Here is a 26,519-nt window from a genome sequence, read left to right on the forward strand (position 1 = left end):
CCAGCAGTGACTGGTTACCCTGCTCCGCCGCCCCACAACGCCGCGCCGATCTTCTTGCCGACGTCGTTCAGCATCGGCTCGGTGACGTGCTGGTAGCGCTGGGCCATCGAGGTCGAGGACCAGCCCATGATCGCCATCACGATCCGCTCCGGCACACCGAGCAGGAGGAGGACGGTCGAGGCGGTGTGGCGGGCGTCGTGGAGGCGGCCGTCGCGGATGCCGGCCTCGCGCAGGAGCCGCTTCCAGTGGTGGTAGTCGGTGCTGGGGTTGAGCGGCGCCCCGGTCTCTGAGGTGAAGACGTAGCCCTTGTCCGTCCAGAGGTCGCGAGCGAGGGTCCGCTCGCGACCCTGTTCCTCCTTGTGCTGCCGGAGGATCGCGACGAGCTGCTCGGGCAGCGGCACCGCGCGTCGCCCGGCTCGGGACTTGGTGTCCTTGGTCTCGCGGCGGATCGGCTCCTTCTGTGGGCAGAAGCCGGGTTTGCGCCCGCAGCGGTCGCCGCAACCGTGCCGGTACTTGGGCCGCAGCCGGCCGCGCTTGACCCAGGCGACACCGCGCTTGAAATCAACGTCCTTCCACTGGAGCCCGAGCACCTCGCCCTGCCGCAGGCCGAGGGCGAGCGCGAAGATCCAGCGAGCGGAGTTGCGGCTCTTACGCGCCGTGTCAATGAGCGCCTGGACCTCCTCGATCTCGAATGGCTCGACCTCCTCCTCTTCGAGCTTCGGGGCCTTGGCGATCGTGGCCACGTTGCGGGTGAGATGACCGCGCCGCTGGGCCTCGCCGAGGGCGACACGGATGGTGCGGTGGGCCTGGTGCGCGGTTCCGGCGGCGCTGCCAGCGGCCTGCATCTTCTTGTAGAAGCGCTCCAGGTGCTCGGGTTCCAGCTTCTCCAGGCGGTGCGCGCCCAGGCCCGGGACGAGGTGGACGCGGACGGCCACCTCGTATCCGGCGTACGTGTTCTCGCTGACGGTGCCGGGGACGATCTCGGTTATCCAGTGGGTCAGCCACTTGCCGACCGTCCACTTCTGGCCGGCCTTGGGCACGGTGCCGTCGTCGCGCAGCTTCTCCAGCTTGCGGACCTTGGCCGTGACCTCGGGCCGGGTCTTGGCACTGACGTGGCGGCGGTCGGGGGTGCCGTCGTCCTTGACGCCGACCGTGACGCCGACCGTGACGCGGCCGTGCCAGCGGCCGTCGCTACTCTCGTAGATCGAGGAGTCGCCGTTGGGTTTGCGGGTCTTCGCCATCTGCGCCCCCTCAGGCCGCAAGGGCGACGTTCGAAGCGGCGGCGGCCGTGCGGGCGGCCACGTACTCCTTGAGCGCCTCGGCGGGCACTCGGCGGAGGCGGCCGATCGTCACGGACGGGACTTCGCCGGAGGCGACCAGGGCGTACGTGGTCGTCCGGCCGACGCCGAGACGGCGGGCGGCTTCCTCGACGGTGAGGGCGACGAGCGTCGGGTCGGCTGTACCACCGCCCTGATCTGCGATCAGGCGGAGGAGGACGCGCTCGGTAGTGCCGAGAGCGCGGGCCACCCGGGCAAGCTCCAACGATGTTTCGGGCATGGGTGTCCTATCCCGGCGGCGCTTTCGGCTATGCGCCGCCGTTGTCGGTGTTCCAGGGATGGGCGAATCGGTTGTATGGGCCCGCGTTGTAACCCCGGAGTTCGTAGCACCAAGGGGTTGCGGAAGGCATGACGGGTCGAGGCTCCACGGGCGGGCAAAGCCCGTGGTCGGACCGGCGGGAGGGGACGTTAGCGGTTGATTACGGCCGCACCAAACCACCGAACGTCCAGCATGATCTGGTCCTCATCGGATCAGCGGCAGGAGTGACGTGCGGACTCGGCAACGTGCAGCAGGCACCCTCAAGTGGCCAAGGCCGCCGTTGGGGGCGACGGGCTACGTCGCGGCTCCTGGGTCAGCGAGACCCTAGGCGTCGGGCGAGCCGGGCGGAAGGCTCGGCGAGTGGTGGTCGTCACCAGCCTCGTCAGCCACGACCTGGGTGATCATCGCGCTGATGAGTTCGGCAAGGTTCGGGTGGGCTGCGCCGTAGGCATCGAGCGCGTCACGGGCGCGATTCATCTCCTTGCGAGCGGTGACGGACTTCTGCCAGCTCTCGGCAAACTCCGCCAGCAACCGCTTCACGTGGGCGTTGGCAGCGATCTCGGGTGGCCCGACCAGGTTGTCCAGGGAGATGTCGAAGACCTTGGCGAAGCCGATGGCCTCGTCCAGGTTCACCCTGCGACGCGGTTCACCGCTCTCGATGCGCCACACCGCCGACTGGTTGAGCGGGTAGCCGGCCTCGGTCAGACGCTCCGCGAGCGTGGCAGTACTCCACCCGCGCGCCTCGCGCTCCATCTTGATGCGTTTGGCGACGTTCTCCTCCCCTTCCAGTCGCCGTCTCGGATCCGCACCAGCCACGATCAACCCTCCATGCATCGTCGTTAAGCCCATTTGCAATGCGCCGAGCACGACGTTAACGTGATGCAAAGCGAAACGCAACTAAGCCGAACCGCATCGACGAGCCGGGCCAGCCACCCGGCATCGCGACAACACAAAGGCCCCCGGCGCTACGAACGCCGAGGGCCGAAGCAGAACCTCGAAACCGCCCATCCCTGGAACAGTCGACAACGGAGGAACCGGGTAGCCGCCCAGCGCCTCCGAGTGAGGACACCGCTGTGGACAAGCCTACGGCCCCGCCGTCAAAGCCGTCATCCAACGACGGGCGACGGGGCGACGAGTCGAACGCTCACGTCGGCCCCACCTCCGGAGAGCCGCCTCACAACGTCGACGCCGAACAGGCGGTCCTCGGTGCCTGCATGCTGAACCACCAGGCGGTGGAGAAGGCCCGCCGCCACCTGGACCGCCTGGTCAAGAGCGGACTGGCGGTCAAGAGCGAGGGCACCGCGGGTGGTGTCGGAGGCGGCCAGCAGGCCAGGTACCGCCCGTCTGCGCGGCACATCACCGCCGCCTCCTGACCTTGCGGCGGTCACCGAGGTGACCGGGGACAGTGCACTGACCACTGTCTCCGGTCAGTCCGTCGTTCTGACCGGAGACAGTGACCGGCGGGTCGGTCAGTCGCTCACTCCCACTGACCGCGCTGACCGGAGTGACCGCATCGGTCAGCGCCCCTGCGAACCGTGGCAACCGGCTCAGGCGACCGCACCGGTCGCAGCCTTTGCCGCCGGTCAGCGTGCGGATCACCAACCATCCCAGGCGGCAGTGGCGGGACGTGGTCCCGTTCACGGGGCCGTCCACGCAGCCATCTCGCAACAAGCGTGGCGACAACCGCTCACATCGTCCACGCAGAGCACAGAAACCGCAGATAGAGCGATCACGAAGTCGTACACGCCGTCCACCCGACCCAGCGTTCACGCGCGAGCCCCCCTCTAGAAGGGGGCTCGCGTGTACGCACCGGCGTGGACGCCTCATCGTCCAAGCCTCTGTCAGGCCGTCTGGAGCCGGAGCAAGTTGTGGGATAAGCGATGCTTACCCCGGCACCGCCAAGGCGGAGCAAGTTGTGGGGCAAGGAGTCCTTACCCCGCCCGCTCCCCTTGGAGGAGCAGTTGCCCTCGCCCAGGGGTGCGAAGGCAACGCAGCCGGCCGCCATACGGGAGCCCGCATCCTCCCACCCGGTGGCAGCTTCCGAGCGGGAGGATGCCCAACCAACATCGCCCCCTCACACCGTGGCGACCGACCATCCGTACCGGAAGAAAGAGGGACCTCCATCGCGGTAGGCGGCCAGTGCCTGCACGGAGGTCGGGAACGCGGGCTCGGGGAAGCGATCCGCCTCGACCCACTGGGCGGCCAGATGCTTGTCCGGCTCGGTGTTGGTCAGTTCGCCGGTCCACCTGTCGGTGGCGAAGACGAAGAGGACGAACTGCCCGGCCTGGTCAAAGCCCTGCTCGACGTGGATGACATGGACGAGTACGAGATCGGCCGGGTCGACGAGCAGGCCGGTCTCCTCCTTGAGCTCGCGGGCGGCGGCCTCGTCCAGGGCTTCACCGGGCTCGACCTTGCCACCGGGGACGGTCCAGGCCGGCTGGGGGGACCAGTTGCGGGCGGCGTAGAGCACGGCGGCGATCGTGTCGGTGTCCTGGTCGTGGACGATCACGCTGACCGCGTTGCGGCTGTTCATCACGCTGGTGGTGGTCACGGTGCCCACTCCTTGTTGAAGTGCCGGAGGTCCGGTGGTCCGGGCGGGTGGCTGAGGCTGGCTCCGCAGCTAGGGCGGCGTGGGTGCTCAGCGCCCGAGCGTGAGCCGGTCGGCGTCGGTGCGCGAGAAGACCAGGTCGGTCATGTGCTCCGGGGTCTCGGTGCACCGGACGGGCGGCAGCGGTCGGCGCATGGCCTGGGGGTAGGTGGCCGGGTCGTAGTCGTTGGTGAGCGTGTACGGGTGGAAGCCGTGCTCGTGCAGGGCGTCGATGATGCCGGCGGCACTCTCGCCCTGCTTGGCCAGGAGCTTGGGGGTGACTTCCACGACCAGCTCGACGTCCTCGCGCAGGTGCGGCAGCGCGGGCAGCAGTCCCCTGACCGCCGCCGCCTCGGCGCCCTCGACGTCGATCTTGATGACTCGAGCGGTGTCGAGTTCGGCCTGGCCGAGGAGTTCGGTGAGCGGTGCGGCTGGCACGTGGAAGGTGGTGTGGACGTGGCGGGGCCGGATGGCGGTGGTGTGACCGAGGTTGGCCGGGTCCTCCAGGTAGAGGGTCAGCGTGCCGGTGAGGTCGGAGGCGGCGGCGCGGACGGTGCGGACGTTGGTCCGGTGGTTGGCGGTGGCCGCGGTGGTGAGGTCGTCATGGAACTGCAGGGTGGGCTCGATGGCGACGACTCTGCCGGTCGGTCCGACTGCGTGGGAGGCCAGGAGGCTGAACGCACCACGGTGGGCCCCGACGTCGACGAAGGTGTCCCCAGGCCGCAGGCGGTCGCGCAGGAAGGCGCTCAGGTTCGGCTCCCACTCGCCGAAGAGGTACTGGTAGCGCTGGATGACGTCGCTGGTGGTGACGGTGACCAGGTCACCCGAGCGCAACCGGGCAGCGGTGTGGAGGGGACGGGTTCGCAGGTGGTCGTCGAGGAAACGGTCGACGAGCTGGGCCTTGCCGACAGTTCCGGGTGCGTGGCGAACGTAGGCCCGCAGCAGGCGGGCGAGGGCGGAGGCAGACACGCTGTGCTCCTTCGAGTGGCGGCGGGTGCGGGACGCGGTTCCCGGAGCCGCCCGTGGTGGCAGACTTGCCGGTGAACGCTGGTGGCGGTGAGGGGAGTTGTCGGTGACCGAGAGTGGTCCGGTGGTGTTCCTGCTGGTGGGGCTCACCGGTTCGGGGAAGACGACCTACGCCCAGCGGGAGCTGGAGCCGCAGGATGCAGTGCGGCTGTCGGTAGACGAGGCCGTCCACGAGCAGCACGGCCGGTATGGGATCGACTATCCGGAGAACACCTACTTCGAGAAGGAGGCCCCGGTCGTCGCCGAGCTGCACTCCCGGCTGGTCGAGCTGGTCTCCGAGGGCCGGGACGTGGTGTGGGACCACGGACTGTGGCAGCGGAAGGACCGTGACGCGATGAAGCAGCTGGTGGAGTCGGCCGGCGGTCGGTGGCGGCTGCTGTACTTCCCCGTCGATCGGGACGAGCTGCTGCGCAGGCTGGCCGAGCGCAACCAGCGGGGGGACGCGAACGCGCTGATCGTGACCCCTGAGGCTCTGGACGACTTCTTCGCGCGGTTCGAGGCGCCTCAGGACGAGGGCGAGGAGATCGTGGAGCCGGGCTGGCTCTGACGGGGCGGGCGCCAGGCGGCGTGGATCTGGGCGGCTTCGGCGGCCCAGTCGTCGGGCAGGCGGTCGAGGGTGACGTGGCGGAAGGCCAGGCGGGGGTCGGAGACGTCGATCCGGCCGTGGTGGCGGTCGATGTGCTGCAGCAGCCGGGTGGCCTCGGTCCGGACGGCCGGGGTGTGCTCGGTCCAGGCGCCGGAGGTGAAGCGGTCGACACGGCGGCGCAGGTCGTCCAAGACGCCGGCGCGCCACTTGAAGTGGTGGACGCACGCGAGCGTGTGCGAGTCGGGCCTGCGGCCGGGGGCACGGTGGTTGCCGGAGGCGACCGTGACATCGGAGAGCGCGAGGACGATCTTGCGAGGGTCGCCCTGCAGGAGGCGGTGGGTGAGGTGCCCACCGAGCGGGAAAGCACAGTCAAGCCCGCTCTCGGGCCGCCAGAGGGCGAGTCGGCCGTCCGCGCTGACGCGGTCGAGCATCAGCCCGCCCACGACCGCCCGACCGTTCTCCTCGGCCTCCGCCGCCACGTCGCTGAGCGTGGCCGGGTAGGTGTGGAACTCGTCGGAGTCGGCGAGCAGGTGCCAGCCGGGGCCGGCCTGCCGGCGCAGAGCGTCGCGCAGTTCAGTGTTGGTGTGCTCGTGCCACGGCCCGGTGCTGACCTGGCCGGTGGGCAGGTCGAGTTCCCGGGCAGTGCCCAGCAACTGGCGACGCCAGGCGTCGGGGACGTGCTCGGCGAAGTGGAAGGCGAGGTGGAAGCGATCGATGCCGAGTCGGCGGTAGTGAGCGGTCCAGGCGGTCAGCAGGGCCGGTTCGACCGGGCCGATCACGGCGACCAGCGTGGGGGCGGCGGGCGTCATCGGTACTCCTTGATCAGGTCGGTGTAGGTGTCGATGAGGTAGGCGGCCTGCTCGGCTGCCGGCAGCATGTCCAGCGCCGTGGGTGCCTTCGGCCCCGGCCGCTCCGGCGGCCCGTCCGCCAGAGCGTCCAGCGCGGCGGCCAGGGCACCCGGGTCGCCGGCCGGGAACACCTGGGCCCAGGGCTGCCCGACCAGCCGCTCGGTCAGGTCCGGGTCGTGGTCGGAGACGATCAGCGGGACATCGAGCCGGACGGCGTCCATGACCAGGCCGGATTCCTTGCCGGTGCCGGGACGCCGGGCCACCACGGCGGCATCGGCGGCGGCATAGACCAACCGGAGGACGTCCTCGCCGACCGGGCCGGGGACGGTGTGGACCCGGACACGAGGCATGCGGTGCCAGCGTGCGAGTACCGCGTCGTCCAGCGGAGTGCCGCAGACCAGGACGTGTAGCGGCTTGGTGAGGCGGGCCAGGGCGGCATCGATGGTGGCGATGTCCTTGTAGGGCCACCAGCCGCCGACCAGGCAGACCGCCGTCGCCGAGGCGGGGATGGTGAAGGCGGCGCGGGCACCGTCGCGCTCGGCGGCGGTGAGGGGCCGACCGTCGTCGACCGCGAACGCCCGAACCCGGCCTGGGAGGTGGGGGAAGACCGGGGAGAGCCGGTCGCGGACGGCGGTGGTCGGATAGAGGGCGACCACGTGCTTCTCGCTCCGCCGGGCGAGCCGACCCAGCAGACGGACCGGCGAGTCTTCGGTGGTGACCAGCTCGTGGATGAACCGCAGGTGTGGGGTGCCGCCAAGCAGGGCGGCCATGCCGTGCAGGGCTTCGCTCGCGCTGAGGATCACCACGGCCGCCGGCTGAGGGGCGAGGCGGCGGGCGGTACGCAGGCATCCGGCTTCGGTCAGGCAGCGGGCGATCAGGGTGACCTGGTGCGGCAGCCGGCGGAGCGGCAGCGGCCAGCGCCGTGAGCGGAAGGCCCGCTTGCCAGCGGTTGAGACGCGTTCCGCCGCGCGTGCTGCGGCCAACAGGGCCTTCGCCGCCGGACCCACCGGTCCGGCGGCGAAGCAGGAGCCGGCCCTCAGCAGCGGACCGAGTCCGTCCGCGATCCCCTGCGGGGTGATGGCCACGGCACCCGGGCGGGCGGCGGCGAGCGCCGTCAGTGTGCGCTGGTGGTGCCCGCCGCCTAGGTGCGCGTGCGGCTCGATCAGGACCAGCGGCCCGTAGCGGGTGCTCATCCGGCGACCGCCTGCTCGCCGTGCAGCGTGATGAAGTGCCGGTGCAGCCAGGGTGGGTCGTTGAGCGCCTCGAAGCGCTTGGGGTCGCGGGCCGCAGTGCGGGCGAACTCCAGGCCGTCGCGGGCCCCGGCTGCCGCGTAGTCGGCGAAGTCGCCGTCCTTGCTGGCCGTCCAGGCGTCGATGCGTTCCTGGGCGGAGGCGTCAGTCATGCCGTACTCACTGCCGCGCGCGAGCATCGCGCACTCCCGGAAGCCCGCCTTCCAGGCGTGGAACGGGGTCTGGTTGAACAGGGTGGTCCCGGCGGTGTGCGGGCTGAACTCGACCCGGCCGGGCAGCGCGGCCAGCACGTCGACGGCCTGGCCCATCTCCCGCAGTGCGCTGGTGCGGATCAGCTTGAGGCCGCCGTAGCCGTAGGTGAGCCCGTTGACCGGATTGACGGCCCGCCAGACCCGCATCGACACGCCCGCTGCCAGCGGATCCACCGCGCCGGCGGGGAAGGCGGGGTCGATGGCGAAGTCGCCGTCAGCGAGGAAGAACTGGTCGGTGTCGACGAGTTCGGCCGTGAGCCGGTAGGCACGGTGCATCCCGCGCACCCCGTGCAGACGCTTGACGGTTCCGCCCAGCACGCGGGCCAGGCGGGTGTGCAGGGAGTCGGCCAGCGGCTCGTCGTAGGAGAGCAGGACCGCATCGAAGCCGGTCACTTGATCGCCTCCAGGTAGCGTGCAGCCACCGCAACGGGCGTCAGGTCCGTGGTGGAGGCGAGCGCGCGCTGGGCGTGCACCAGGTAGAACTCGGGGTCGGTGGCGAGGCGTTCGGCGATCCGGACGGCCTGGTCGTCGGTGTCGAACACCAGCTCCGGGTCAAGGTGCTCGGCCAGCCAGTCGATGCGAGGGCCGATCACCGGCAGGCCCATCGCCTGGCAGTCGATGACCGACATGGACCAGGGGCAGCCAGGCCGGAACGGCGCGATGCCGAAGTGGGCGCCGGCCAGCAGGTTGCGGTAGCGGACCCGGTCGCCGCGGTCGGAGGCGATGGCGACGCCGTCCACGGCCGCCAGCTCCTCCAGGTTCCGCTCGGGGCTGGGATCCAGGCGGATCCGCTCGGCGCTGCGGGCGCCGAACAGGTCCATCACGGTCAACCGCACCGGGGCCTCGGCGACGAGGTGGCGGGCGAGCTGGGTGAAGCGGGCGGTGCCGTAGTGGGCGTACAGGCGGTGGTTGTAGATGCCGACCGCCCGGCCCTGCGGCGGGGTGATCTCGGCAGGGTCGCGAACCAGGCGCACGTCCCTGGGGGCGGGGACCACGTGCAACTTGTCGGTGAGCTCGACGCCGGTGCGGGCGGCGACAGCGGCCGTCCACGAGGCGGCGGTGCCGGAGTGGACCAGGACGCGGTCGCAGGCCGCGAGACCGGCGGAGAAGGCCAGCAGCACGCTGCGGCCCAGACCGCCGTCGTCCATCGCGGGGTCCAGCTCCAGCTGGCCGGTGTCGGTGAAGGAGAACGGCAGGTAGTGGCAGTAGCCGGCGATCCGCGCGTCCACTCCGGCTTCCAGGAGCGCGGCGCGGATCGCGGGGGCGGCCTCGATCTGGTTGGCCACGACCACTTCGGGCTGCTGGCGGCGGAACAGCCGCACCAGGGCGCCGACGCCCGGGTTGAAGCGGGCCCGGTACTTGGTCGAGGGCGACGTGGTCCGCACGAACTGCACGCGGTCGTCGCCGGCCGGGACGGGAGCGGCCACGGTGACCTCGACCCCGGCGTCGGCCAGGGCCGGGGTGAGCATGTCGGCGAAGGTGTAGCCGGAGTCGGCAGTCAGCTGGCTGGAGTTGGAGACGTTGAGCAGGTACAGCAAGCGCATCGCTTGGGCCCTCCCTCTCTCGGCCCGGGTGTCGACCCGGGCTGGCAAAAGAAGGAAACCGGCGACCATGGCCGTGACAGAATGATGAATCGAGATCACTCACGGTTCATTCATCTCATCCAGCAGCCAGGGCGGGGGCCTTGATGGACGAGCGCGACGACAGCCCGACCGTTGAGCAAGCCGCCGAGGCGTTCGCAGCGGAGGTCTCGTACTGGCGCGAGGTGCGCGGCCTGTCCAAGCGGGGACTCGCCCTCAAGATGGGCTTCGACCCGTCGTACGTGAGCCACGTGGAATCCGGTCGGCACAAGCCGACCGAGGACTTCGCGCGTCGCTCGGAGGAGACCCTCAACGCGGGCAAGGCCGTCTGGAAGCGCTGGCTGGACTACGAGGCCGCCAAGAACCGAGCAGCCCCGGCTGCGGCTCTGCCGGCCCCGCGCCGCCCCGAGCAGCCTTACGCGACGGGCTCAGCGATCATCGTGGCCCACGACGGCGCCCGCCTGGATTTCGACGGCTCCGAGTACCGGCTGACGATGCGTCGGCTGCTGCGGAATACCGGCAGCGAGCCGATCACCCGCTACCTGATCCGTATCAGCGTCGACCGCTACCCCGGCGAGCCGGAGCGCTCCAACGCCCACTACCGCGAGCACCCGCTTACCTGGGACGAGCTCGCGATGACCGCGACCTGCCGAGGCGAGGCGATGAACTGGCAGGCCAAGCACGACCGCGACGCGTTCAAGGAGGTGTGGCTGCTCTTCGAGAACGAGCAGGGCCGCTACCCGCTGTATCCGGGCGAGGAGGTCTGGATCGAGTACGCCTACTCGGTCGGCGAGAAGAAGTGGGGCCGCTGGTTCCAGCGCGCGGTCCGCCTGCCCACCGAGCACCTGGAAGTCGAACTCGCCTTCCCAGCCGACCTCGACCCAGCAGTGTGGGGTATGGAGACGTCCATGACGGCCGAGGCGGCGCCGCTGCGGACCGCCCCGATCCGGCGCGATGAGGACGGGATGCGCGTCTTCTCCTGGAGCACGACCACACCGGCCCTCCACGCCCGGTACCGTCTGGAATGGCGGTTCCGGGCCCGACCCGAACGCGACACCAACCAAGGGGAGTTCAGGTGATCCAGGTGCGGCCCAGCGAGCAGATGCGTGACCTCGGCGTCGTCCAGGAGGGCGAGCCCGTACTCGCCGAGCCCGCCCGAGCGTTCGACCTGCCCACTGAGCGCAGGGCCGCCGAGCAGGTCATTGAGAAGCTGTTCACCGCGATGGAGCGCATCGGCAAGGTCCACCCGTTCGCCAAGGGCATGGGTATCGCGGCACCGCAGATCGGGATCGGCCGGGCCGCCGCCATCGTCCAGCCGGCCGAGCCCGGAGCACCGGCGATCGCCCTGCTAAACCCCCGCATCACCGACCACTCCATCGAGACTGACGAGCAGTTCGAAGGCTGCCTCTCCTTCTTCGATGTTCGCGGTCTGGTCCCCCGACCACTGCGAATCACCGTGGAGACCACCACCCTGGACGGCCAACTGACCGCCACCACCTTCGAACGCGGACTCGCCCGCCTGATTCACCACGAGATCGACCACCTCAACGGTCTCCTGTACGCCGCCCGCATGCGCCCCGGAATTACCCCCATCCCTGTCGAGAAATACCGGCAGACAGGGCAGGCATGGGCCTACGAGCAGTAGTCGACCAGGCCTGCTGCAAACGGGTGAGTGAGGACTCGCGGCCTACTCTGGCCCTCGTCCGATTGACCCCACAGCGGGAGAACCATGCTCACCTTGCTCAAGGATCTTCGTGACCTGAGCCCCTTCGATGTTCCGTACCGCTTGCTCTCGTCGGTAGCCGGGTGCCTAGCCTTGATCTGCCTTCTCGTGGCTCATGCTCAGGGACAGACGCCTCTGGCGTTGGTACACGACGTGGCCGGCTGGCTGGGTGCACCTGCCACGTGGGCAGATGTCTCCGAGCGTTGGATGCAGACGCGTCGCAGGCTGTTGGGGTTCGCAGCCATCTGGCTGATCCTCATCGGCACTATGGCGTCTGGGAGGGCAGCAGAAGGTCCAGGCGAGAGTCGGGCGGCGTCAACTTCAGCACTCGGTCTCGCCGTAGCCGTCCAGGTGAACTACGTCGCGCCTGTGCTCGTCTACTTTGTTGTAGGTGCGCTCACTGGACTGCTGATCAGCGGTCGCGAGTGGAAGGTGGCCCTCCATAAAGGCTTCCTCGCGCTCTTCCTCGCTTTCGCAGAAGCACCGCTCCGCATCGGCTTCTGGCCCATCGGTGCTCCGAACAGACGCGTCGCGGAGTACAAGGCGAACTATCCGGTCTCTACGGCTCAGGCTCGCCGAGAACCGGCACAGCCCCCCAAGAAGGTGAGTTGCCGCCGGCCGAGCCGCCTCGGAGCACCATGACCTTCCGTCCGATGGCTACCCCCATGTCGTCGTCGGCGCTGCACAGGTACAGCAGCAAGGTGCGGCAGCCGCCCCGTCCAGCAGGACCCATCAGTACGCCCGATGCCACCCACAATCAGAACAGATGACCTCAACACTCGGTTCTCAGCGCATCCGTCGCGTCCGTTGAGCCGACTCGTTCTGAAACAATCAGTTACTAGATAGGGGTGACCTAGCAGTACCCGTCTTCCCACGCCACCGGTCGAGGTGGTCCCGAGTGGTGAGGGTGTCGGGATGGTCGGGGCCCAGCACCCGGACTGTGTGTTCCAGTAGTTCTGCGTACGCAGTCACGGCACCGACCGCATCCCCCGCCTCCCCTCGCCAACGCGCCAGGCTGTGCCGGGTGGTGAGAGTTTGAGGGTGGTCGGGGCCCAACACCTGGACTGTGTGTTCCAGTAGTTCTGCGTACGCAGTCACGGCACCGACCGCATCCCCCGTCTCCCCTCGCAACCGTGCCAAGTTGTGCCGGGTGGCGAGCGTGTCGGGGTGGTCGGGACCCAGCACCCGGCCTTTGGTCTCCAACAGCTCAGCGAACGCAATCGCGGCACCGGCCGTATCCCTCGCTTCCCCGCGCGCCCAGGCGAGATTGTGCTGGGTGGTGAGGGTGTCAGGGTGGTCGGGACCCAACACCCGAACCTTGGCCTCCAACAGCTCAGCGAACGCGATCACGGCACCAGCTGCATCCCCCGCCGACCCGCGCCAACGGGCCAGGTTGCCGCGGGTGGTGAGGGTGTCGGGGTGGTCAGAGCCCAGCACCCGAACTCTGATCTCCAACAATTCAGCGAACGCGATCACGGCACCAGCCGCGTCCCCCGCCTCCCCCTGCATGTAGGCGAGATTGCTCCGGAGGATGAGAGTGTGGGGATGGTCGGGCCCGAATATCCGGACCATGCGCTTCAGCAGTTCTGCATAGGCAGTCGCGGCGCCAGCCGCATCCCCCGCCATCCCCCGCCACCGGGCTAGGTTGGAGCGCACGATAAGGGTAGTGGGGTGGTCGGGGCCGAGCACCCGGCCCATGTCCTCCAGCAACTCGACGTACGCAGTCGCGGCGCCGGCCGCATCCCCCGCCTCCCCCTGGGAAGCCGCCAGGTTGCCCCGCGTGGCGAGAGTGTGGGGGTGGTCTGAGCCAAGCACCCGGCCCATGTCCTCCAGCAACTCGACGTACGCAGTCGCGGCACCGGCTGGGTCCCCACCGCGGTTCTGCCAAGCTGCTAGGTTGCCTCGGATGGCTAGGGTGTCCGGGTGGTCTGCGCCCAGGGAGCGGGTAGCCTCGCTGGCGAGGTTTCGAAAGTACTCATGTGCGGCCGCGACCTGTCCAGCATCGCCCAGGCTGTCGCCCGCGCGGCCCAACACCTTGTGCACCTGGGGCCAGAACAGCGCGTCCTCGGCGTGGCCGGTGAGGACTTCGGTGTTAGCCCGCAGAGCCTGAACGAGGCCGGTGTCGGACTCGATGTCGGGCCAAGCGTCCAGCAGAGCGTCGGCGGCAGTGTGGGCGAGGCAGTCGCTGCAGACGGGAGCGGGGGCATCGCGTACGGCGCGCTGGACGAGCTGGTGGATGCGCACCGCCTGGTGGGGGGTGGCAGGGTCGTGGTCGATCAGGCTGAGCCGGTGCAAGGCCCGCAGAGCGAGCACCGCGTGCTCGGAGGTCACCTCGGCAAGGTCGGACGAGCCTGGTCGGCTCGGCGAAGTGGTGAGGTGGTCTAGGGCCGGGGCGCTGGTGAGCACCGTGGTCGGGATGCCGTTGGGGTCCAGGAACGCGGCGAGTTGGAGCATGGGACGGGCCAAGCCCGCCGGGTGCAGGGTGTCGGCCCGGTCGATCGACAGCGCCCAGGCAGCGGCCATCGTGTGCGTCTGGCCGTCGGGCAACGGGACAAGGACGGCATCGGCGAGCGCGCGGGTGCGATCTGCCAGCAGCTCACGGTAGCTGGCACAGGCGGTGCCAGCATCGACGAGGTAGGCGGCAGCCTGCGACAGTGCCAGCGGCAGGTACCCGAGGTCCCTTGCGAGGGCGGCGAGTTCTCGTTCGGGCTCGCGGCGGCCGTGAGCGGCCAGCGCGGCGGTCAGGTAGGCCAGGGCCTCGGCCTCGTTGAACAGACCTACCTCGATCAGGCGACGGCTGACGCCAGCCAAGGCGGCGTCCTTGCGACGGGTCGTCACCAGCGTCCGACCATAGGGACTCTCCGGTGGCCACCATCCGCGCAGGTCCTCCGGATCGGCGACATCGTCTAGGACCACCAACCACCGACACACACGCTCTTGCGGTTTGGGCTCCAGCCAGGCCAGGAAGGCCTGCGCCGCCACCTCCAGCTCAGCGCCCAGAACCTCGACACCCGCTCGCGCGAACCCGTCGGCGATCGCGGCAGCACTGGCCGCAGTGATCCACACCAGCACATCAACGTGCCCCTCGAACCACGCGGTTCGCGCATAGTCGGCCGCCAGCTGAGTCTTGCCGACACCGCCCATCCCACTCAGCACTCCGCCAGCGCGGACCCCACCGGCCGAACCTACAACGGCGGCTCCACCTTCGGACAGCGCTGCTTCGAGGCGCTGTGCCTCGGATCGGGCCTGAAAGAAGCCTGCGCGTAGGGGGATCTGGCCGACCTGGTGCGGCCACCTGACGGGCGTGCGGGGCGGGGCGTACTGATGCTGGTGCACCTCACCGACGCTCTGGGCGGCGACGATCACCGTGCCTTCGGTGCGTGGCTGTTGGGCGGGGACGCCCGGAGAGCCGGGTCCGGTCAGCGCTGGTCCGAACCCGGCGTGGGAGGGTTTGCGGTGCCTCCGATCGTCACCGTACCCATCGTCAATGCGGCGGCAGATCCGCCCTCGGCACGGATGTTCACGTTGCCGCCGATAGCGTGCCCGTGCTCGGAAGCAAACAGCCCATCACCCCCGGCGGCTGTCCGTGCGGTCTGCAACTCCTTGACTACCGCTGCCAGCGCCTGGGCGAAGAGGGTGTCTTGCTCGACCGCGTCCTCCAGAGAGTCTGCCAGCCGGCGTCGCGTACGCTCCGAGGGTTCCCTCAGTCCGGCGTCCGCCTCTTCCCGGGCCCGTTCCAGCGCCGGGTCGTGCCCCAACTTGCGGGAGACCAGGTCGTGCAACTGGTCCATCCCCCCATCCAGGCCCCGATCGACCTCCGCGTCAGCTCGCCCCGCCACGCGCTTGGCCTTGCGCACCAGCCAGGCGAACACGTACCCGACCGCAACCTCCACACCTGGCATCACGGTAACCCCCTCGATCTGGCCGGATGCGACACACCCGGACCGTACTGCGCTTTCTCCCTCCCGCGCTGGGTCTATGACCGACCCTTTACTAACACCTCGTGGCGGCTGCCATTGGCGACTGGCCACGCCGTCTACGCCACGTGACACCCCAGGACCGCCCGCAGGGGAAGCCCTCTCGCAGCCGCAAGGAGGCGCCGAAGCCGATTGCCTGGTCTCAGTTTTGGTCTCATTCACTCCCGTACAGCAGCGTTCAGCTCCTGACCATTGCCTTACTCCGTCGCAGGTCAGAACCCCCGCGAACCCCGGCGGACGGGGTTCGGGAGAATTGGAAAGCGTGTTGGGGGCAACCCCTCACGAGTTCGAATCTCGTATCCTCCGCCTTGATCGAAGGCCCGGACCGTTTCGTACGGTCCGGGCCTTCGTCGTGTTCGAGGGACGAGGCGCGGCGGGTTCCGTCAGACCGGGTGCCTGCGGATGCGCCAGAAGGCGAGGGCGGCCAGGATGGCCGTGAGGGCGGTGAAGAGTGCGGTCTCCAGATACTGGAAGGTCCAGTATCTGTCGGCCGGCTGTTCGGCGATCTCGACGTGGACGTTGCCCTTGGCGAGGCAGGTGGGCAGTTCGGAGAGCGAGCTGTGGTCCATGCAGTCCTGGAACCAGGGGGTGTGGCCGACCTCCTTGCCGGAGGAGTCGAGGATGGCACTGGTCTCGACGACCCAGGGTCCGCCGGGGATACGCAGGCCGCCGATGTCGCCGTAGGTGCCGATCTTGGTGAGGCGGCCGATCAGTTCGGCGGTGAGCGGGACCGAGGTTCGGATCGGCGCCTGGTAGTGGGGTCGGACCAGGGCGGGGACGGCGATCTGGAGGGCGGCGAAGACCACCAGTGTGGCGGCCATGGCCGGGACGGCGCGACGCAGGACCAGGCCCAGAGTGGCGCCCAGGACGAAGGAGAAGGCCGCGTAGGCGAGCGGGGCGAGGTTGCGGGAGGCGAAGAGCACCGGCTCGAAGCGATTGTTGAGGACGGTGGTGACCGGGCCGGCCGCCCAGGTCAGCAGCAGGCTGTACAGGCCAGCGGTGGCCACGCTCAGCAGACCGACCAGTCCGAGTTTGGCGGCGAGCCAGCGGCCGCGGGTCACGCTCTGGTTCCACGCCAGGCGGTGGGTGCCGGCTTCCAGCTCCCGGGCGACCAGCGGTGCGCCCCAGAAGACGCCGATGGCGCCGGGGACGGCGAGCAGCAGGTAGCCGAGCAGGTCGGTCTGGAGGCTGTAGCGGTCGGCGAAGGCTCCGAGCGGTCCCGCGCAGGCGTCTCGGGTGGCGCAGTGGGCCAGGGTGTCGTCGTACGCGTCGTGGATCTGCCCGCCGAGCACGACCAGGTAGACGGCCAGGAGCACGAGTGCCCCGAGGCCCACGAGCGCCTGGGCGCGGAACTGGCGCCAGGTCATCCAGATCATCGGTGAACCTCTGCAACGGTCGGGGAGGGTCGGGGGCCGGGCTGTTCCACCCGGCCGAGGTAGGCGAGGACCAGCTCTTCGAGGCCGACCTCGGCGACGGACCAGGGGCCACCGGCCGGCAGGGCGCGGTCGACGCGCACGACGGCGGTGCTCTCGTGTTCGGTCCGGTCGGTGCGCAGGATGGTCTCGGCGCCGGCGGGCAGGGCCGCGAGGTCGGTACGGCGGGCGGTCACCCGGACGTGGTCGGCGAGCAGGTCCGCGACGTCTCCGGCCAGTTGGACCCGCGAGCCGGCCAGCACGATCAGGTGGTCGCACACCCGCTCCACGTCGGGTAGGGCATGTGAGGAGAGGATGGCGGCGGCGCCGAGCTCGGTGACGGACTCCATCAGGTTGTCCAGGAACGCGTGCCGGGCCAGCGGATCCAGAGCGGCGGCGGGTTCGTCGAGGATCAGCAGTTCGGGGCGTTTCGCGGCGGCGATGGTCAGGGCGAGTTGAGCGCGCTGGCCGCCGGAGAGCCGGCCGGCCCTGTGCCGGGGGTCGAGGTCGATCCGGGCGAGTCGACGGCGCGCGAGGTCCGCGTCCCAGCCGGGGTTGAGCCGGGCGCCCATCCGCAGGTGGTCGGCGACGGACAGGTCGGCGTAGACCGGGGTGTCCTGGGCGACGAAGCCCACCTTGGCCAGGTGGGCCGGCCCGGCGGCGGGGGTGTCGCCCAGCACGCGGATCGTGCCCGAGCTGGGCGTGATCAGTCCGCAGGCCAGTTGCAGCAGGGTCGACTTGCCGGCGCCGTTCGGGCCGACCAGCCCGATCACGCGGCTGGGCGGGACGTTCAGGTCGACATCGGTGAGGGCGTGGTGGCGGCCGTACCGCTTGCCCAGGTTCACGGCTTCGAGGACCGGTGTCATGTCGCTCCCCCGGTCAGCCGCGCCGGGTGGCGCGCTTCGCGCGCAGCGACCGGACGAGGCGGTACACGCCGTAGCCGACCGCGATCAGGACGGCCAGATTGAGCGCCCACCAGGCGTACAGCAGCGGGCTCCGCTCGGTCTTCTCGGCGTGGGCTGCCGCAGCGAACACGATGGGCGCGGTGGGTGCGGAGGTGAAATGAGCCATGCGCCCAGCCTGCGGATCGGCCACGGCCGCCACAGCGACCGAAAGGACGGTCCGCGGCCCGTCGAGTCGTACTTTCGGCTGGTTCGACTCTGGACGGGATCGCCTAGCGTGGTGCAGGTGAGTGGAACGGAACGGCCGGCCCTGCAGCCGGCGACCATGGTGAACGCCGCACTGGGGCTGCTGTTCGCCTTAGTGCTGGTCATCATGGCCGCCCAGTACGCGGCCCAGGGCAGGATCTGGGCATTCGACGTGGTGGTCGGCATCATGGTGTGCCTGCTCGCGCTCGGTCGCAAACGGCACCCGGGCTGGGCAGCGGCCCTCGGGCTGCTGGTGGCAGGCATCGCGGCGGTGATCGCCCGGTTCGCCCACCTACCCGGTGAGCCAGGGGCCGCCGCGGTGCTCGGGCTACTCGTCCTAGCCGGCTCCGCCGTACGAGTGCTCGCCTGGCGGCAGGCCGGAGCCCTCGCGGCGGCCGGACTGGCCCTGATGGCAGCCGGCTTGCTGACCGTCGAGGCGCCGAGCACCCCATTCCGGGTCGGGATCGAGGTCTGGATCCTCGCGCTCGGGGCCGGGCTCGGCCTGCGCTTCCTCGACCACCGCCGCCAGGCCGCCGCCGAGGCAGTACGTCAGGACGAACGACTTGCCCTGGCACGGGAGTTGCATGATGTGGTCGCCCATCACATCACCGGCGTGGTCGTCCAGACGCAGGCCGCCCGGATCTTGGCCAGGCGCCGGCCCGAGAGCCTGGACTCCACCCTCGCCGGCATTGAGGAGGCCGGCGGCGAAGCGCTGGCCGCGATGCGCCGGGTGGTCGGTCTGCTCCGCGACACCGACGATGTCGCCACCACCACCCCCACGGCACCCGGCCCGGACCAACTGGCCGAACTGGTACGGCGGTTCCACGGGCACGGCCCCGAGGTGGAGCTGAGGTTGCCCGCCGAAGCGACCGAGTGGCCGCCCGAGGTCGCCACCACCGTCCACCGGATCGTCCAGGAGGCGCTGACCAACATCGCCCGTCACGCCGCACACGCCCGCACCGCCACCGTCGACATCACCCACGGCACGGCGGACATCACCGTCACGGTCATCGACGACGCCGCGCCCGGGCGCACCCGGCACAAGCACCATGGCGGCTACGGCCTCATCGGCATGCGCGAACGGGTCGAGGCCATCGACGGCCGGCTATCGGCCGGGCCCGGCGAGGACGGCGGCTGGTCGGTCCACGCCACCCTGCCAGTGCCGGAGAGGGAAACCCGTTGAGCATCCGCGTCCTGCTCGCCGACGACCAGGCGATGATCCGCGGCGGCCTGCGCCTCATCCTGGAGGACCAGGACGACATCACCGTGATCGGCGAGGCCGCCGACGGCGCAGAGGCGGTCGAACTCGCCCGCCGACTACGGCCGGACGTGTGCCTGGTCGATATCCGGATGCCGGGCCTGGACGGCATCGCTGTCACGCGCGCCCTCGCCGGGCCCGGCGTCGCCGACCCGCTCAGGGTGGTCATCGTCACCACCTTCGACCTGGACGAGTACGTGCACGGGGCGCTCCACGCGGGGGCGGTCGGCTTCGTCCTCAAGGGCGCCGCGCCCGCCCTGCTCATCGAAGCCGTCCGAGCCGCGCACGCCGGAGACGCCCTGATCTCCCCGGCCGTCACCCTGCGTCTGCTCCGGAACCTCGCCCCCGCCCGAACGGCCTCGGCCGCCTCGCCCGCCCAGCCGCTCTCCGCGCGGGAGACGGAGGTCATCAGGGCCATCGCCAGGGGCCGCACCAACCAGGAGATCGCCGCCGCTCTCTTCATCACACTCAGCACGGTCAAGAGCCACCTGGCGACCATCCAGAACAAGCTCGGCGTCCGCAACCGCGTCGAGATCGCCGCCTGGGCCTGGGAGAGCCGGCTGATGGACTCCCAGGGGGGACGCGCCTGAACTCCTTCCGCGGTTGCAGTTCTGGTTGCGTTCACCCCCGTCCAGCACCGTTCAAAGCCCAGCTGGCGATTCGCTCCGTCGCAGGTCAGGATGCCTACGACCGTCCCCGGACGGCCGGACGGACATTTGGAAAGCGTGTTGGGGACAACCCCTCACGAGTTCGAATCTCGTATCCTCCGCCTCTGCCAGCCATGGCAGCACGAAGGCCCCGACCGCCCAGCGGTCGGGGCCTTCGTCGTACCGTGCTCTCCGTTCCGGTCCCGGTCGGGCTTCCGGGCCTTGCCATCAGCAGCCCAGGTTGCCCTGTCACGGACCGCAGACTGCACCTTCCCTGCCGGCGGGCCGGGCGGGGCACCCCCGCCGGGGCCGCCGGCAGGGAAGCGCTCCGCACACGACGAGAACGCGGCGGCCGGGCCGCCCGCCTCTACGCCGCGGGCCGGCGGCCCGGCGCGGCTCTCAGAATCCCGGCGGCCGGCGGAACCCGCCGATCACCTCCGCGAGGCGCCGCACGAACTCGACCGCGGTGCGGTCGTGCAGGTAGGGAGCGATCACCTGGATGCCGACAGGAAGCCCGTCCCGGGTCGCCCCGACAGGCGCCACCGCCGCGGGCAGATGGTTGACCGCCGACGGCGCCATCCACGTGAGCATCTCGCGATACGGCCGGTCGGCGCCGTTGACCCGCAGAGTTCGGACCGACCAGCCGGGGTCGGGTCGGTGGTCGTGGGGGAAGGCGGCCGTAGGGCTCACCGGGCAGATGAGCACGTCGACGTCGCGGAAGAACTCGGCCCAGCGGCGGCGGGAGTGCTGCCGGCGTTCGTCGAGCGCGTGCCAGTCACGGAAGCGGATCGTCAGGTCCGACGCGAACCCGCCCGCCGCCCCTTCCGCCGCGGCGCGTTCCACAAGCCCGGCATACGACTCGTCCGGCTCGACCAGCCCGCTCTGCGCCATCAGCAACGGCTGGTAGAGAGCCATCGTCTCTTCGAGCCCGACCGGTCCCTCGCCCTCGACCACGACAGCGCCCTCGGCCCGCACCGCCTCCAGCACCGTCCTCATGATCGCGACCAGCTCGCTGTCGACGGGGCAGAACGGGTCGTCGAGCCATGCCGCGACCCGGAACTCCCGCAGAGTGCTCGACCTGGCGGGGGGCAGCTCCAGCCGCCACGCCGGGGCGCGGTCGTGGTCTGCTCCCGCGAGGACGTCGAGGCCCAGGTCGAGGTCATCGGCGTGCCTGCCGAGCGGGCCGAGTACCGCCATGTCGAAATCCGCCAGCGTCCCAGGAGCATGTCCCGAGACGCTTCCGTACCTCGGCACGATCCCGAACGACGGGCGCAGCCCGTAGACGCCGCAGAAGTGGGCGGGCACCCGTATCGAGCCTGCCGAGTCGCCGCCGAGCTCCAGGCCGGTCAGCCCCGCGGCGAGTGCCGCGGCGGACCCACCGGACGAACCGCCGGGTCCGCGGGTCGGGTCCCACGGATTGTTCGTGGTCCCGTAGACCTCGTTGTAGGTCTGCCAGTCCCGGGCGTCGGGCGGCATGTTGGACTTGCCGAACACGATCGCTCCCGCGTTCCTGAGCCGCGCGACCGACTCGGCGTCGCTCGTCGAGACATGGTGTCCCCAGCGGGTCGACCCCCCGGTGGTCCGCATGCCCGCAACCTCGAGACTGTCCTTGATCGTCACGGGGACGCCGTGCAGGCGGCCGAGCGGCTCGCCGCGGGAGACCGCGCGGTCCGCCGCCAGTGCCGCGGCCCTCGCACCCTCCTCGTCCCGGGCGACGACGGCGTTCACCTTCGGATCGAGCCGCTCCACCCGGGCGAGGTAGTGGTCGAGAAGCTCGACGCTCGATACCTCCTTCGCCGCGACTGCGGCGGCGAGCTGACCTGCGGAGCGAAATGCCAGATCGGTCATGCAATTCTCCAGGAAAGGCCAGACCCGCGGCGGTCACATCGCTGTGGCCGACGCAAAATCCCTGTTCAGGGCGGATCTGAGTCGACCCTAACGGACGTGGGGGACCATGTCGGGGTGTGGCTTTCCTCACTTTCGGCGGCAGCTTCGCTCACACGAACGAGCGCCGCCCCGCCCCCGGGAAGGCGTGCCGTCGGCCGGTGAGGGCGGTGGCCAGGGCAGCGGCGAGGAGGACGAGGGCGGACCAGGGCAGGGCGGTCGGGCCGGCGTGGTCGAGGAGGAGGCCCCAGAGTGCGGCGGCCGCGTAGGCGGGCCGGCCGGACCCGGCGGGCGGAGACCACTCCGCGCCTGCTGCGCTACTACGAGAAGCAGGGGCTGATCACGCCGCGCCGCGAGGCGAACGGCTACCGCGCGTACGACGAGTACCTCGTGGACCGGGTGCTGCAGATCCGCGGACTGCTGGAAGCGGGGCTGCCGACCCGGATCATCAAGCAGGTCCTGCCCTGCCTGGGCACCCCGCGGACGATCCACTTCGCCGAAGCCACAGCGGAGATGCTCGCCACCCTGGAGTCCGAGACGGACCGGATGAGCCGCCGGATCCTGTGCCTGACGCGCAACCGGGACGCCATCCGGGAATACCTGGAGGTGGTCAAGGGCCTCTCCGATTCCGCCGAGGCTCCGCCGAGCATCCACCGCTCGAACTCCGCCGCTTGACCTTGCCACGGGTGTCATGGTTGGACGCTGTCGTCATGACCGACACGACCGGCACGACCGGCCCCGCGATCCACCACACCGCCTTCGGCGACGGCACCCCGATCGTCCTGATCCACGGCTACACCGTCGACCACCGCGTCCTGCTCCCACTGGAGGCCGCCTTCGCCGACCGCCCCGGCTGGCGGCGCCTCTACCTCGACCTCCCCGGCCACGGCGCCAGCCCCCGGCTGCCGGGCACCACCTCGGCGACCGCCCTGACGGAGGCCGTCTGTGGGTGGATCGAGGATCAGGTCGGCCGGCAGCCCTTCGCCGTCGTCGGGCAGTCCTTCGGCGGTCAGCCGGCCCGGGCGGTGACCGCGCGGTTCGGCGAGCAGGTGCTGGGCTCGGCACTGCTGGTGCCGGTGGTGCGCTGGGGTGCCGAGCGGGCCCTGCCCGAGGAGTCCGTGGTCGAGCGTGACGACGACCTCCTCGCCCGCCTCCCGGCCGCCGACCGCGAGCTGTTCCGGTACGTCATGGCCCGCCACACCGAGCCGAGCTGGGAGCTCTTCGAGCGGTACGTCCGGCCCGGCTGGCAGGCGCACGACCAGGCGGCCGCCGCCGAGCTCGAAACCGACTTCCTGCTGCCGCACTGGCCCGAGCACCGGGCCCCGCAGCACCGCGGCCACCACCTGCTGGTCACTACCCGGCAGGACGCCCTGGTCGGCTGGCGCGACCAGCTGGCCCTGCTCGACCACTACCCCCGGATGGCCGCCACCGTCCTCGACGGCGCCGGCCACAACCCCCAGATCGAGGCCGCCGAGGCCGTCCGCGCCCCGTTCGGCCACTGGCTCGACCGGCTCGCGAACGGACTCGGGAACGCCAACGCGTAGGAGGTGAGACGCCGACGGCCGAAGTAGGCCTCCCGGCCGCCCTGGGCTGCCACAGCCGGTCGCCCGGTCTCGGTTCCGGTCTCATTCACCCCCGTCCGGCCGGGTCCGGCTGCCACTCGGAGGTTCGCTCAAGCGTGTTGGGGGCAGCCCCCTCACGAGTTCGAATCTCGTATCCTCCGCCTCTGCCCAGCAGGGCACGTGGCGTCGGCGACCGTGAGGCCGTGGCCGGGCCGTGGCCGGGCCGTGCGGGCCGGGGGACCGGGATGCGGGATGCCCCGATGTCTCCGAGAACTGCTCCCGTGGTGGGCGGCCCGGGGAGGCTACGGCGGAGTAGCGTGGGAGGCAGCCGAGGACATTCCGCACACCGGCATCAGCGTCGACGTCGCCCTGGGTCATGACGGGTCCCTCGTGGACCGGACGGGCGGCTTCGCATGATGCCGATCCCCCTCCCCGTTCCTCTCTCCTCCGGGTCGTGGACCGTGCCCGGTGTCCCGCTGCTGCCGCGCCTGGAGCTGGAGCCGACGATGTCGCGGGAGGGCGTCTTCGACGGGGCCTGGTGGCCCCGCACGCATCACGTCCTCGCCGAACTGCCGGACCTGATCACCGCGCTCGGCGCCCACTACGGGCGCATCCTGCGGGTCGGCCTCGACACCTCGGCCTGGGACGGCGTGCCCCGCTCCGTCGCCGCTAACGGCCTGGTGATCAGGATCAACTGGTTCACCGGCAGCGACGCGACGATCAGCGTCACCCGGGGCCTCCAGGACCACTTCCTCCTGCTGGTGGTGCCGCCCGGCACCGACCCGGCAACGGCCGCCTCCGCCATGGCCGGCGCCTCCGCGACCGGAAACCACACCTCGGCCGCGGAACTCCTGGTCGGCTGAACGACCCCGGGCGCGTCGGCACGGCGCGCGCCGCAGCGGGGAGACGTCCGTCGCGCATGCCGGGCCTCCGGTGTGAACCGGCCGTCGTCGCTCGTCCGGGCAGGCGGCCGCACCGGGGTCGGCCGATGATGGGTCCAGGGGGCGCGCGACGTTCGATCGGGGCGGCGTATGGCTGTATGGCAGGTCCGGGACTTCACACCGGACGACCTCGAAGCGGTGGTCCGGCTCGACGCGGAGAGCGCCGCCACGGACCGCGCCGCCGTCTTCCGCCTCTCCGACGTGGTCGCCGCGTTGCAGGCTCGTGATCCGAGCGTCGTCGTGGTCGCCGACGGGCGTCTCGTGGGCGCGGCGGTGGGCCGGGTGGACGGGGACCGGGCATGGGTGCTGCGCATCGCCCTGCACCCCGGCTGGCGGAACCTGGGCGTCGGCACCGCCTTGCTGTCCGCACTGGAGCACCGTCTGCGGGACGCCGGTGCCAGGATCGTCGCAGCGGTGCTGCCCGAGGAGGAGACCGGCGCCACCGCACTGCTCGACTCCGGATTCCACCCCCACCGCGGGCTCACGTACTTCGAGAAGTCGGAGGTCGTCAGCCCCCAGATCCCGACGGTCCTGGCGATGCTGGGCGCGGTCATGCCCGAAGCCCACCTCTGGGAACGGCTCACGGGCATGGCGGACGAGAAGCGGCTCATCGAACGGCGGTTGGTGCTGCCGCTGGCGAACCCCGAGCTCGCGGACGCCCACGGGGTGGAACCACCCCGCGCGGTCGTGCTGTTCGGTCCGCCGGGCACGGGCAAGAGCACCTTCGCCAAGGCCGTGGCCGGTCGGCTCGGCTGGCCGTTCATCGAGCTCTTCCCCTCCCGGCTCACCTCCGAGGACGGGCTGGCCACCGAACTCGGCCGCCGCTTCGAGGAAGTGGCTCAACTCGACCACGTGCTGCTCTTCATCGACGAGGTCGAGGAGGTCGCCGGCACACGCAACCCCGCCGCCCCCTCGTCGGTCGGCGTGGTCAACGAACTCCTCAAGTCGATCGTGCGGTTCCGTGACCGCGACGGGCGGCTCCTCGTCTGCGCCACCAACTCGGTGGCCGCCCTGGACCCGGCGTTCCTGCGCCACGGCCGGTTCGACTACGTCCTACCGGTCGGGCCACCCGACTCCACCGCCCGTGACGCGCTGTGGGCCGGCTACACGGCGAAAACGGGTACCTCGGCCGACACGGCGGCCCTCGCCGAAGCCAGTGAGGGCTTCACCCCCGCCGACATCAGGCAGGTCGCCATGGCGGTCGCCCAGAACACCTTCGAACACACCCTCGACACGGGGAAGCGGACCCGACCCGGCACCCAGGACTATCTGGACGCCATCCACCGCACGCGTCCGACCGTTTCCGAGGAGATGGCCCGGGAACTCGCCGACCAGGCGGTCCGCTACGGGCGCGTCTGAGCAGCCGCCCCGCCCGTTCCGGCCGGTAGGGCAGGCGAACGGGCGGACGTCACTCGCGTGACCATTCGGTCTCGGCCTGGGGTCGGCCGGCGGCATCGGCCCCCTCCCAGAGGCGGATCCTGACCGCCCGGGGGCCGGGCGCGGGCCGGGAGAGCGTGCGCACGAACACGTCCCGCAGGTGGTTGGCCGCCCGCTGGGGCGTCCCGTCGTACTCCAGCGGATTCCGCATGGGAGCGCCGTCCTGCCGGGACCAGCGGCCGTCGTCGTCCTGCGTCTCCAGAACCCACCGGTAGTGCCGCATCCTGACCTCCCGTGCCGACGGTCCCGCCCCCGGACAACGACGGTATGGGCGGGGCGGGTCAACCGCGACCGGTGGACTCCGCGACCGGTGGACTCCGCCCCGGCCACCGCCGAGCAGCCGGGCAGCCGCCGCCGAGGGCCCGCGGTTCGCCCGGAACGGATCGCCGTCGGTGCCGTCAGTACTCGGCGCCGCTTCGCAGGTAGCTGCCCACGACCTGGAGCCACGCCCCGGGGCCGAAGCAGACCTCGATCCGGTACGGCGTGTCCTCGAAGACCCGCAGGACGCGCAGCGCACCGCTCGGGTGCAGGTCGTACTCGAAGGTGACGCCGTCCGCACCGTCCTCGTACTGCATGTCCAGCGGCCCCTTCGACGGTTCCGCCGGCGCCCGGGCGTCGGCCGAGAGTTTCACGTAGACGGACATCTCTCCGCCCCGCCTTTCCTGTCTGCCCGAGGAGCCCGGCCCACGAGGTCCAGGTGTTCGGTCAACGCCCCGACCGGACGAAGTCAGCGGCACCGGTTTCGTCCGACCTGGCTAGCCCCCTGTCCGCGGGCACAGGCCGGGCCCGCCGAGCGAGGGCCGACT

General features: G+C 70.7%; 27 protein-coding genes. 10 read left to right on the plus strand and 17 right to left on the minus strand.

What is annotated here, in order from left to right; all coding sequences use genetic code 11:
* Positions 1-14 precede the first annotated feature (14 nt).
* The 3 genes from ACFCLZ_RS18050 to ACFCLZ_RS18060 all read right to left on the minus strand — a co-directional run bounded on the left by ACFCLZ_RS18050 (position 15) and on the right by ACFCLZ_RS18060 (position 2,463).
* The gene (locus ACFCLZ_RS18050) at positions 15-1,241 is read right to left on the minus strand and encodes a tyrosine-type recombinase/integrase (RefSeq protein WP_380285936.1); all 1,227 of its coding nucleotides are present in this window, start codon (positions 1,239-1,241) and stop codon (positions 15-17) included.
* Between the two features lie 10 nt (positions 1,242-1,251).
* Positions 1,252-1,557, minus strand: coding sequence for a helix-turn-helix domain-containing protein (locus tag ACFCLZ_RS18055; protein WP_380285937.1), 306 nt, complete (start codon positions 1,555-1,557; stop codon positions 1,252-1,254).
* 363 nt (positions 1,558-1,920) lie between these two features.
* Positions 1,921-2,463, minus strand: a complete 543-nt coding sequence (locus tag ACFCLZ_RS18060; protein ID WP_380285938.1) for a helix-turn-helix domain-containing protein — start codon at positions 2,461-2,463, stop codon at positions 1,921-1,923.
* 206 nt (positions 2,464-2,669) lie between these two features.
* Between ACFCLZ_RS18060 and ACFCLZ_RS18065 the strand changes: the two genes are divergently transcribed.
* The gene (locus ACFCLZ_RS18065) at positions 2,670-2,969 is read left to right on the plus strand and encodes a DnaB-like helicase N-terminal domain-containing protein (RefSeq protein WP_380285939.1); all 300 of its coding nucleotides are present in this window, start codon (positions 2,670-2,672) and stop codon (positions 2,967-2,969) included.
* Positions 2,970-3,670: 701 nt separating this feature from the next.
* Here the strand turns inward: ACFCLZ_RS18065 and ACFCLZ_RS18070 are convergent.
* Entirely contained in the window at positions 3,671-4,147 is a 477-nt protein-coding gene (locus ACFCLZ_RS18070) for an NUDIX domain-containing protein (RefSeq protein WP_380285941.1), read from the minus strand.
* An 87-nt stretch (positions 4,148-4,234) separates the two neighbouring features.
* Complete coding sequence (locus ACFCLZ_RS18075; RefSeq protein WP_380285942.1) at positions 4,235-5,152, minus strand: FkbM family methyltransferase; 918 nt, start codon at positions 5,150-5,152, stop codon at positions 4,235-4,237.
* A 103-nt stretch (positions 5,153-5,255) separates the two neighbouring features.
* Between ACFCLZ_RS18075 and ACFCLZ_RS18080 the strand changes: the two genes are divergently transcribed.
* Entirely contained in the window at positions 5,256-5,756 is a 501-nt protein-coding gene (locus ACFCLZ_RS18080; RefSeq protein WP_380285943.1) for an ATP-binding protein, read from the plus strand.
* Here ACFCLZ_RS18080 and ACFCLZ_RS18085 read toward each other — a convergent pair.
* The 4 genes from ACFCLZ_RS18085 to ACFCLZ_RS18100 are packed head-to-tail and all read right to left on the minus strand — an operon-like array spanning position 5,714 to position 9,688.
* Complete coding sequence (locus tag ACFCLZ_RS18085; RefSeq protein ID WP_380285944.1) at positions 5,714-6,604, minus strand: hypothetical protein; 891 nt, start codon at positions 6,602-6,604, stop codon at positions 5,714-5,716. The two genes, ACFCLZ_RS18080 and ACFCLZ_RS18085, sit on opposite strands and share 43 nt — an antisense overlap.
* Complete coding sequence (locus ACFCLZ_RS18090) at positions 6,601-7,836, minus strand: glycosyltransferase (protein WP_380285945.1); 1,236 nt, start codon at positions 7,834-7,836, stop codon at positions 6,601-6,603. Before ACFCLZ_RS18090 ends, ACFCLZ_RS18085 begins: the two co-directional genes overlap by 4 nt.
* Positions 7,833-8,537, minus strand: a complete 705-nt coding sequence (locus ACFCLZ_RS18095; RefSeq protein ID WP_380285946.1) for a hypothetical protein — start codon at positions 8,535-8,537, stop codon at positions 7,833-7,835. Before ACFCLZ_RS18095 ends, ACFCLZ_RS18090 begins: the two co-directional genes overlap by 4 nt.
* Entirely contained in the window at positions 8,534-9,688 is a 1,155-nt protein-coding gene (locus ACFCLZ_RS18100) for a glycosyltransferase (RefSeq protein ID WP_380285947.1), read from the minus strand. Before ACFCLZ_RS18100 ends, ACFCLZ_RS18095 begins: the two co-directional genes overlap by 4 nt.
* Positions 9,689-9,831: 143 nt before the next feature.
* Between ACFCLZ_RS18100 and ACFCLZ_RS18105 the strand changes: the two genes are divergently transcribed.
* Together ACFCLZ_RS18105 and ACFCLZ_RS18110 are read left to right on the plus strand one after the other, a co-directional pair.
* Positions 9,832-10,803 carry a multiprotein-bridging factor 1 family protein gene (locus tag ACFCLZ_RS18105; protein ID WP_380285948.1) on the plus strand — a complete coding sequence of 324 codons (972 nt, stop codon included), beginning with the start codon at positions 9,832-9,834 and terminating at the stop codon, positions 10,801-10,803.
* Positions 10,800-11,369: a peptide deformylase gene (locus ACFCLZ_RS18110; RefSeq protein WP_380285949.1), complete on the plus strand. Its 570-nt coding sequence runs from the start codon at positions 10,800-10,802 to the stop codon at positions 11,367-11,369. The genes ACFCLZ_RS18105 and ACFCLZ_RS18110 overlap by 4 nt, the downstream gene beginning before the upstream one ends.
* Before the next feature lie 909 nt (positions 11,370-12,278).
* Here ACFCLZ_RS18110 and fxsT read toward each other — a convergent pair.
* The 5 genes from fxsT to ACFCLZ_RS18135 form a co-directional block, all read right to left on the minus strand.
* Positions 12,279-14,813, minus strand: coding sequence for an FxSxx-COOH system tetratricopeptide repeat protein (gene fxsT, locus ACFCLZ_RS18115; RefSeq protein WP_380285950.1), 2,535 nt, complete (start codon positions 14,811-14,813; stop codon positions 12,279-12,281).
* Positions 14,814-14,866: 53 nt separating this feature from the next.
* Positions 14,867-15,319, minus strand: a complete 453-nt coding sequence (locus ACFCLZ_RS18120) for a hypothetical protein (RefSeq protein ID WP_380285951.1) — start codon at positions 15,317-15,319, stop codon at positions 14,867-14,869.
* 488 nt (positions 15,320-15,807) lie between these two features.
* Positions 15,808-16,800: an ABC transporter permease subunit gene (locus ACFCLZ_RS18125; RefSeq protein ID WP_380285952.1), complete on the minus strand. Its 993-nt coding sequence runs from the start codon at positions 16,798-16,800 to the stop codon at positions 15,808-15,810.
* Positions 16,797-17,702, minus strand: a complete 906-nt coding sequence (locus tag ACFCLZ_RS18130; RefSeq protein WP_380285953.1) for an ABC transporter ATP-binding protein — start codon at positions 17,700-17,702, stop codon at positions 16,797-16,799. Before ACFCLZ_RS18130 ends, ACFCLZ_RS18125 begins: the two co-directional genes overlap by 4 nt.
* A 13-nt stretch (positions 17,703-17,715) precedes the next feature.
* Positions 17,716-17,907 carry a hypothetical protein gene (locus ACFCLZ_RS18135; protein ID WP_380285954.1) on the minus strand — a complete coding sequence of 64 codons (192 nt, stop codon included), beginning with the start codon at positions 17,905-17,907 and terminating at the stop codon, positions 17,716-17,718.
* A gap of 117 nt (positions 17,908-18,024) precedes the next feature.
* Here ACFCLZ_RS18135 and ACFCLZ_RS18140 point away from each other — a divergent pair, with 117 nt between their 5' ends.
* Positions 18,025-19,167, plus strand: coding sequence for a sensor histidine kinase (locus ACFCLZ_RS18140; protein ID WP_380285955.1), 1,143 nt, complete (start codon positions 18,025-18,027; stop codon positions 19,165-19,167).
* On the plus strand, positions 19,164-19,832 hold the full coding sequence (locus ACFCLZ_RS18145) for a response regulator (protein ID WP_380285956.1): 669 nt from the start codon (positions 19,164-19,166) through the stop codon (positions 19,830-19,832). The genes ACFCLZ_RS18140 and ACFCLZ_RS18145 overlap by 4 nt, the downstream gene beginning before the upstream one ends.
* A 456-nt stretch (positions 19,833-20,288) precedes the next feature.
* On the opposite strand, the gene ACFCLZ_RS18150 is transcribed toward ACFCLZ_RS18145, so the two are convergent.
* Positions 20,289-21,737: an amidase gene (locus tag ACFCLZ_RS18150; protein ID WP_380285957.1), complete on the minus strand. Its 1,449-nt coding sequence runs from the start codon at positions 21,735-21,737 to the stop codon at positions 20,289-20,291.
* A 288-nt stretch (positions 21,738-22,025) separates the two neighbouring features.
* On the opposite strand from ACFCLZ_RS18150, the gene ACFCLZ_RS18155 reads away from it, so the two are divergent.
* The 4 genes from ACFCLZ_RS18155 to ACFCLZ_RS18170 all read left to right on the plus strand — a co-directional run bounded on the left by ACFCLZ_RS18155 (position 22,026) and on the right by ACFCLZ_RS18170 (position 25,635).
* Positions 22,026-22,448, plus strand: coding sequence for a MerR family transcriptional regulator (locus ACFCLZ_RS18155; protein WP_380285958.1), 423 nt, complete (start codon positions 22,026-22,028; stop codon positions 22,446-22,448).
* A gap of 35 nt (positions 22,449-22,483) precedes the next feature.
* Positions 22,484-23,317: an alpha/beta fold hydrolase gene (locus ACFCLZ_RS18160; protein WP_380285959.1), complete on the plus strand. Its 834-nt coding sequence runs from the start codon at positions 22,484-22,486 to the stop codon at positions 23,315-23,317.
* Positions 23,318-23,796: 479 nt separating this feature from the next.
* Entirely contained in the window at positions 23,797-24,198 is a 402-nt protein-coding gene (locus ACFCLZ_RS18165; protein ID WP_380285960.1) for a DUF5994 family protein, read from the plus strand.
* A gap of 168 nt (positions 24,199-24,366) precedes the next feature.
* Positions 24,367-25,635 (plus strand): ATP-binding protein, encoded by a 1,269-nt coding sequence (locus ACFCLZ_RS18170; protein ID WP_380285961.1) that lies wholly within the window; start codon positions 24,367-24,369, stop codon positions 25,633-25,635.
* Between the two features lie 49 nt (positions 25,636-25,684).
* Here the strand turns inward: ACFCLZ_RS18170 and ACFCLZ_RS18175 are convergent, their stop codons facing one another.
* Positions 25,685-25,936, minus strand: a complete 252-nt coding sequence (locus tag ACFCLZ_RS18175; RefSeq protein ID WP_380285962.1) for a hypothetical protein — start codon at positions 25,934-25,936, stop codon at positions 25,685-25,687.
* Between the two features lie 175 nt (positions 25,937-26,111).
* A complete protein-coding gene (locus ACFCLZ_RS18180; protein WP_350564968.1) occupies positions 26,112-26,357 on the minus strand; it encodes a hypothetical protein in 246 nt (81 codons plus the stop codon).
* Positions 26,358-26,519 lie beyond the last annotated feature (162 nt).

It is taken from the genome of Kitasatospora purpeofusca (genome assembly GCF_042691725.1).
In the GTDB taxonomy this organism is placed as follows: Bacteria; Actinomycetota; Actinomycetes; order Streptomycetales; family Streptomycetaceae; genus Kitasatospora; species Kitasatospora purpeofusca_B.

Excerpts from the sequence above, each read along its gene's own strand:
- ACFCLZ_RS18050 (WP_380285936.1), bottom strand. The coding sequence starts at position 1,241 with ATGGCGAAGACCCGCAAACCCAACGGCGACTCCTCGATCTACGAGAGT.
- ACFCLZ_RS18055 (WP_380285937.1), bottom strand. The coding sequence starts at position 1,557 with ATGCCCGAAACATCGTTGGAGCTTGCCCGGGTGGCCCGCGCTCTCGGC.
- ACFCLZ_RS18085 (WP_380285944.1), bottom strand. The coding sequence starts at position 6,604 with ATGACGCCCGCCGCCCCCACGCTGGTCGCCGTGATCGGCCCGGTCGAA.
- ACFCLZ_RS18090 (WP_380285945.1), bottom strand. The coding sequence starts at position 7,836 with ATGAGCACCCGCTACGGGCCGCTGGTCCTGATCGAGCCGCACGCGCAC.
- ACFCLZ_RS18100 (WP_380285947.1), bottom strand. The coding sequence starts at position 9,688 with ATGCGCTTGCTGTACCTGCTCAACGTCTCCAACTCCAGCCAGCTGACT.
- ACFCLZ_RS18105 (WP_380285948.1), top strand. The coding sequence starts at position 9,832 with ATGGACGAGCGCGACGACAGCCCGACCGTTGAGCAAGCCGCCGAGGCG.
- ACFCLZ_RS18125 (WP_380285952.1), bottom strand. The coding sequence starts at position 16,800 with ATGATCTGGATGACCTGGCGCCAGTTCCGCGCCCAGGCGCTCGTGGGC.
- ACFCLZ_RS18130 (WP_380285953.1), bottom strand. The coding sequence starts at position 17,702 with ATGACACCGGTCCTCGAAGCCGTGAACCTGGGCAAGCGGTACGGCCGC.
- ACFCLZ_RS18135 (WP_380285954.1), bottom strand. The coding sequence starts at position 17,907 with ATGGCTCATTTCACCTCCGCACCCACCGCGCCCATCGTGTTCGCTGCG.
- ACFCLZ_RS18150 (WP_380285957.1), bottom strand. The coding sequence starts at position 21,737 with ATGACCGATCTGGCATTTCGCTCCGCAGGTCAGCTCGCCGCCGCAGTC.
- ACFCLZ_RS18160 (WP_380285959.1), top strand. The coding sequence starts at position 22,484 with ATGACCGACACGACCGGCACGACCGGCCCCGCGATCCACCACACCGCC.
- ACFCLZ_RS18170 (WP_380285961.1), top strand. The coding sequence starts at position 24,367 with ATGGCTGTATGGCAGGTCCGGGACTTCACACCGGACGACCTCGAAGCG.
- ACFCLZ_RS18175 (WP_380285962.1), bottom strand. The coding sequence starts at position 25,936 with ATGCGGCACTACCGGTGGGTTCTGGAGACGCAGGACGACGACGGCCGC.
- ACFCLZ_RS18180 (WP_350564968.1), bottom strand. The coding sequence starts at position 26,357 with ATGTCCGTCTACGTGAAACTCTCGGCCGACGCCCGGGCGCCGGCGGAA.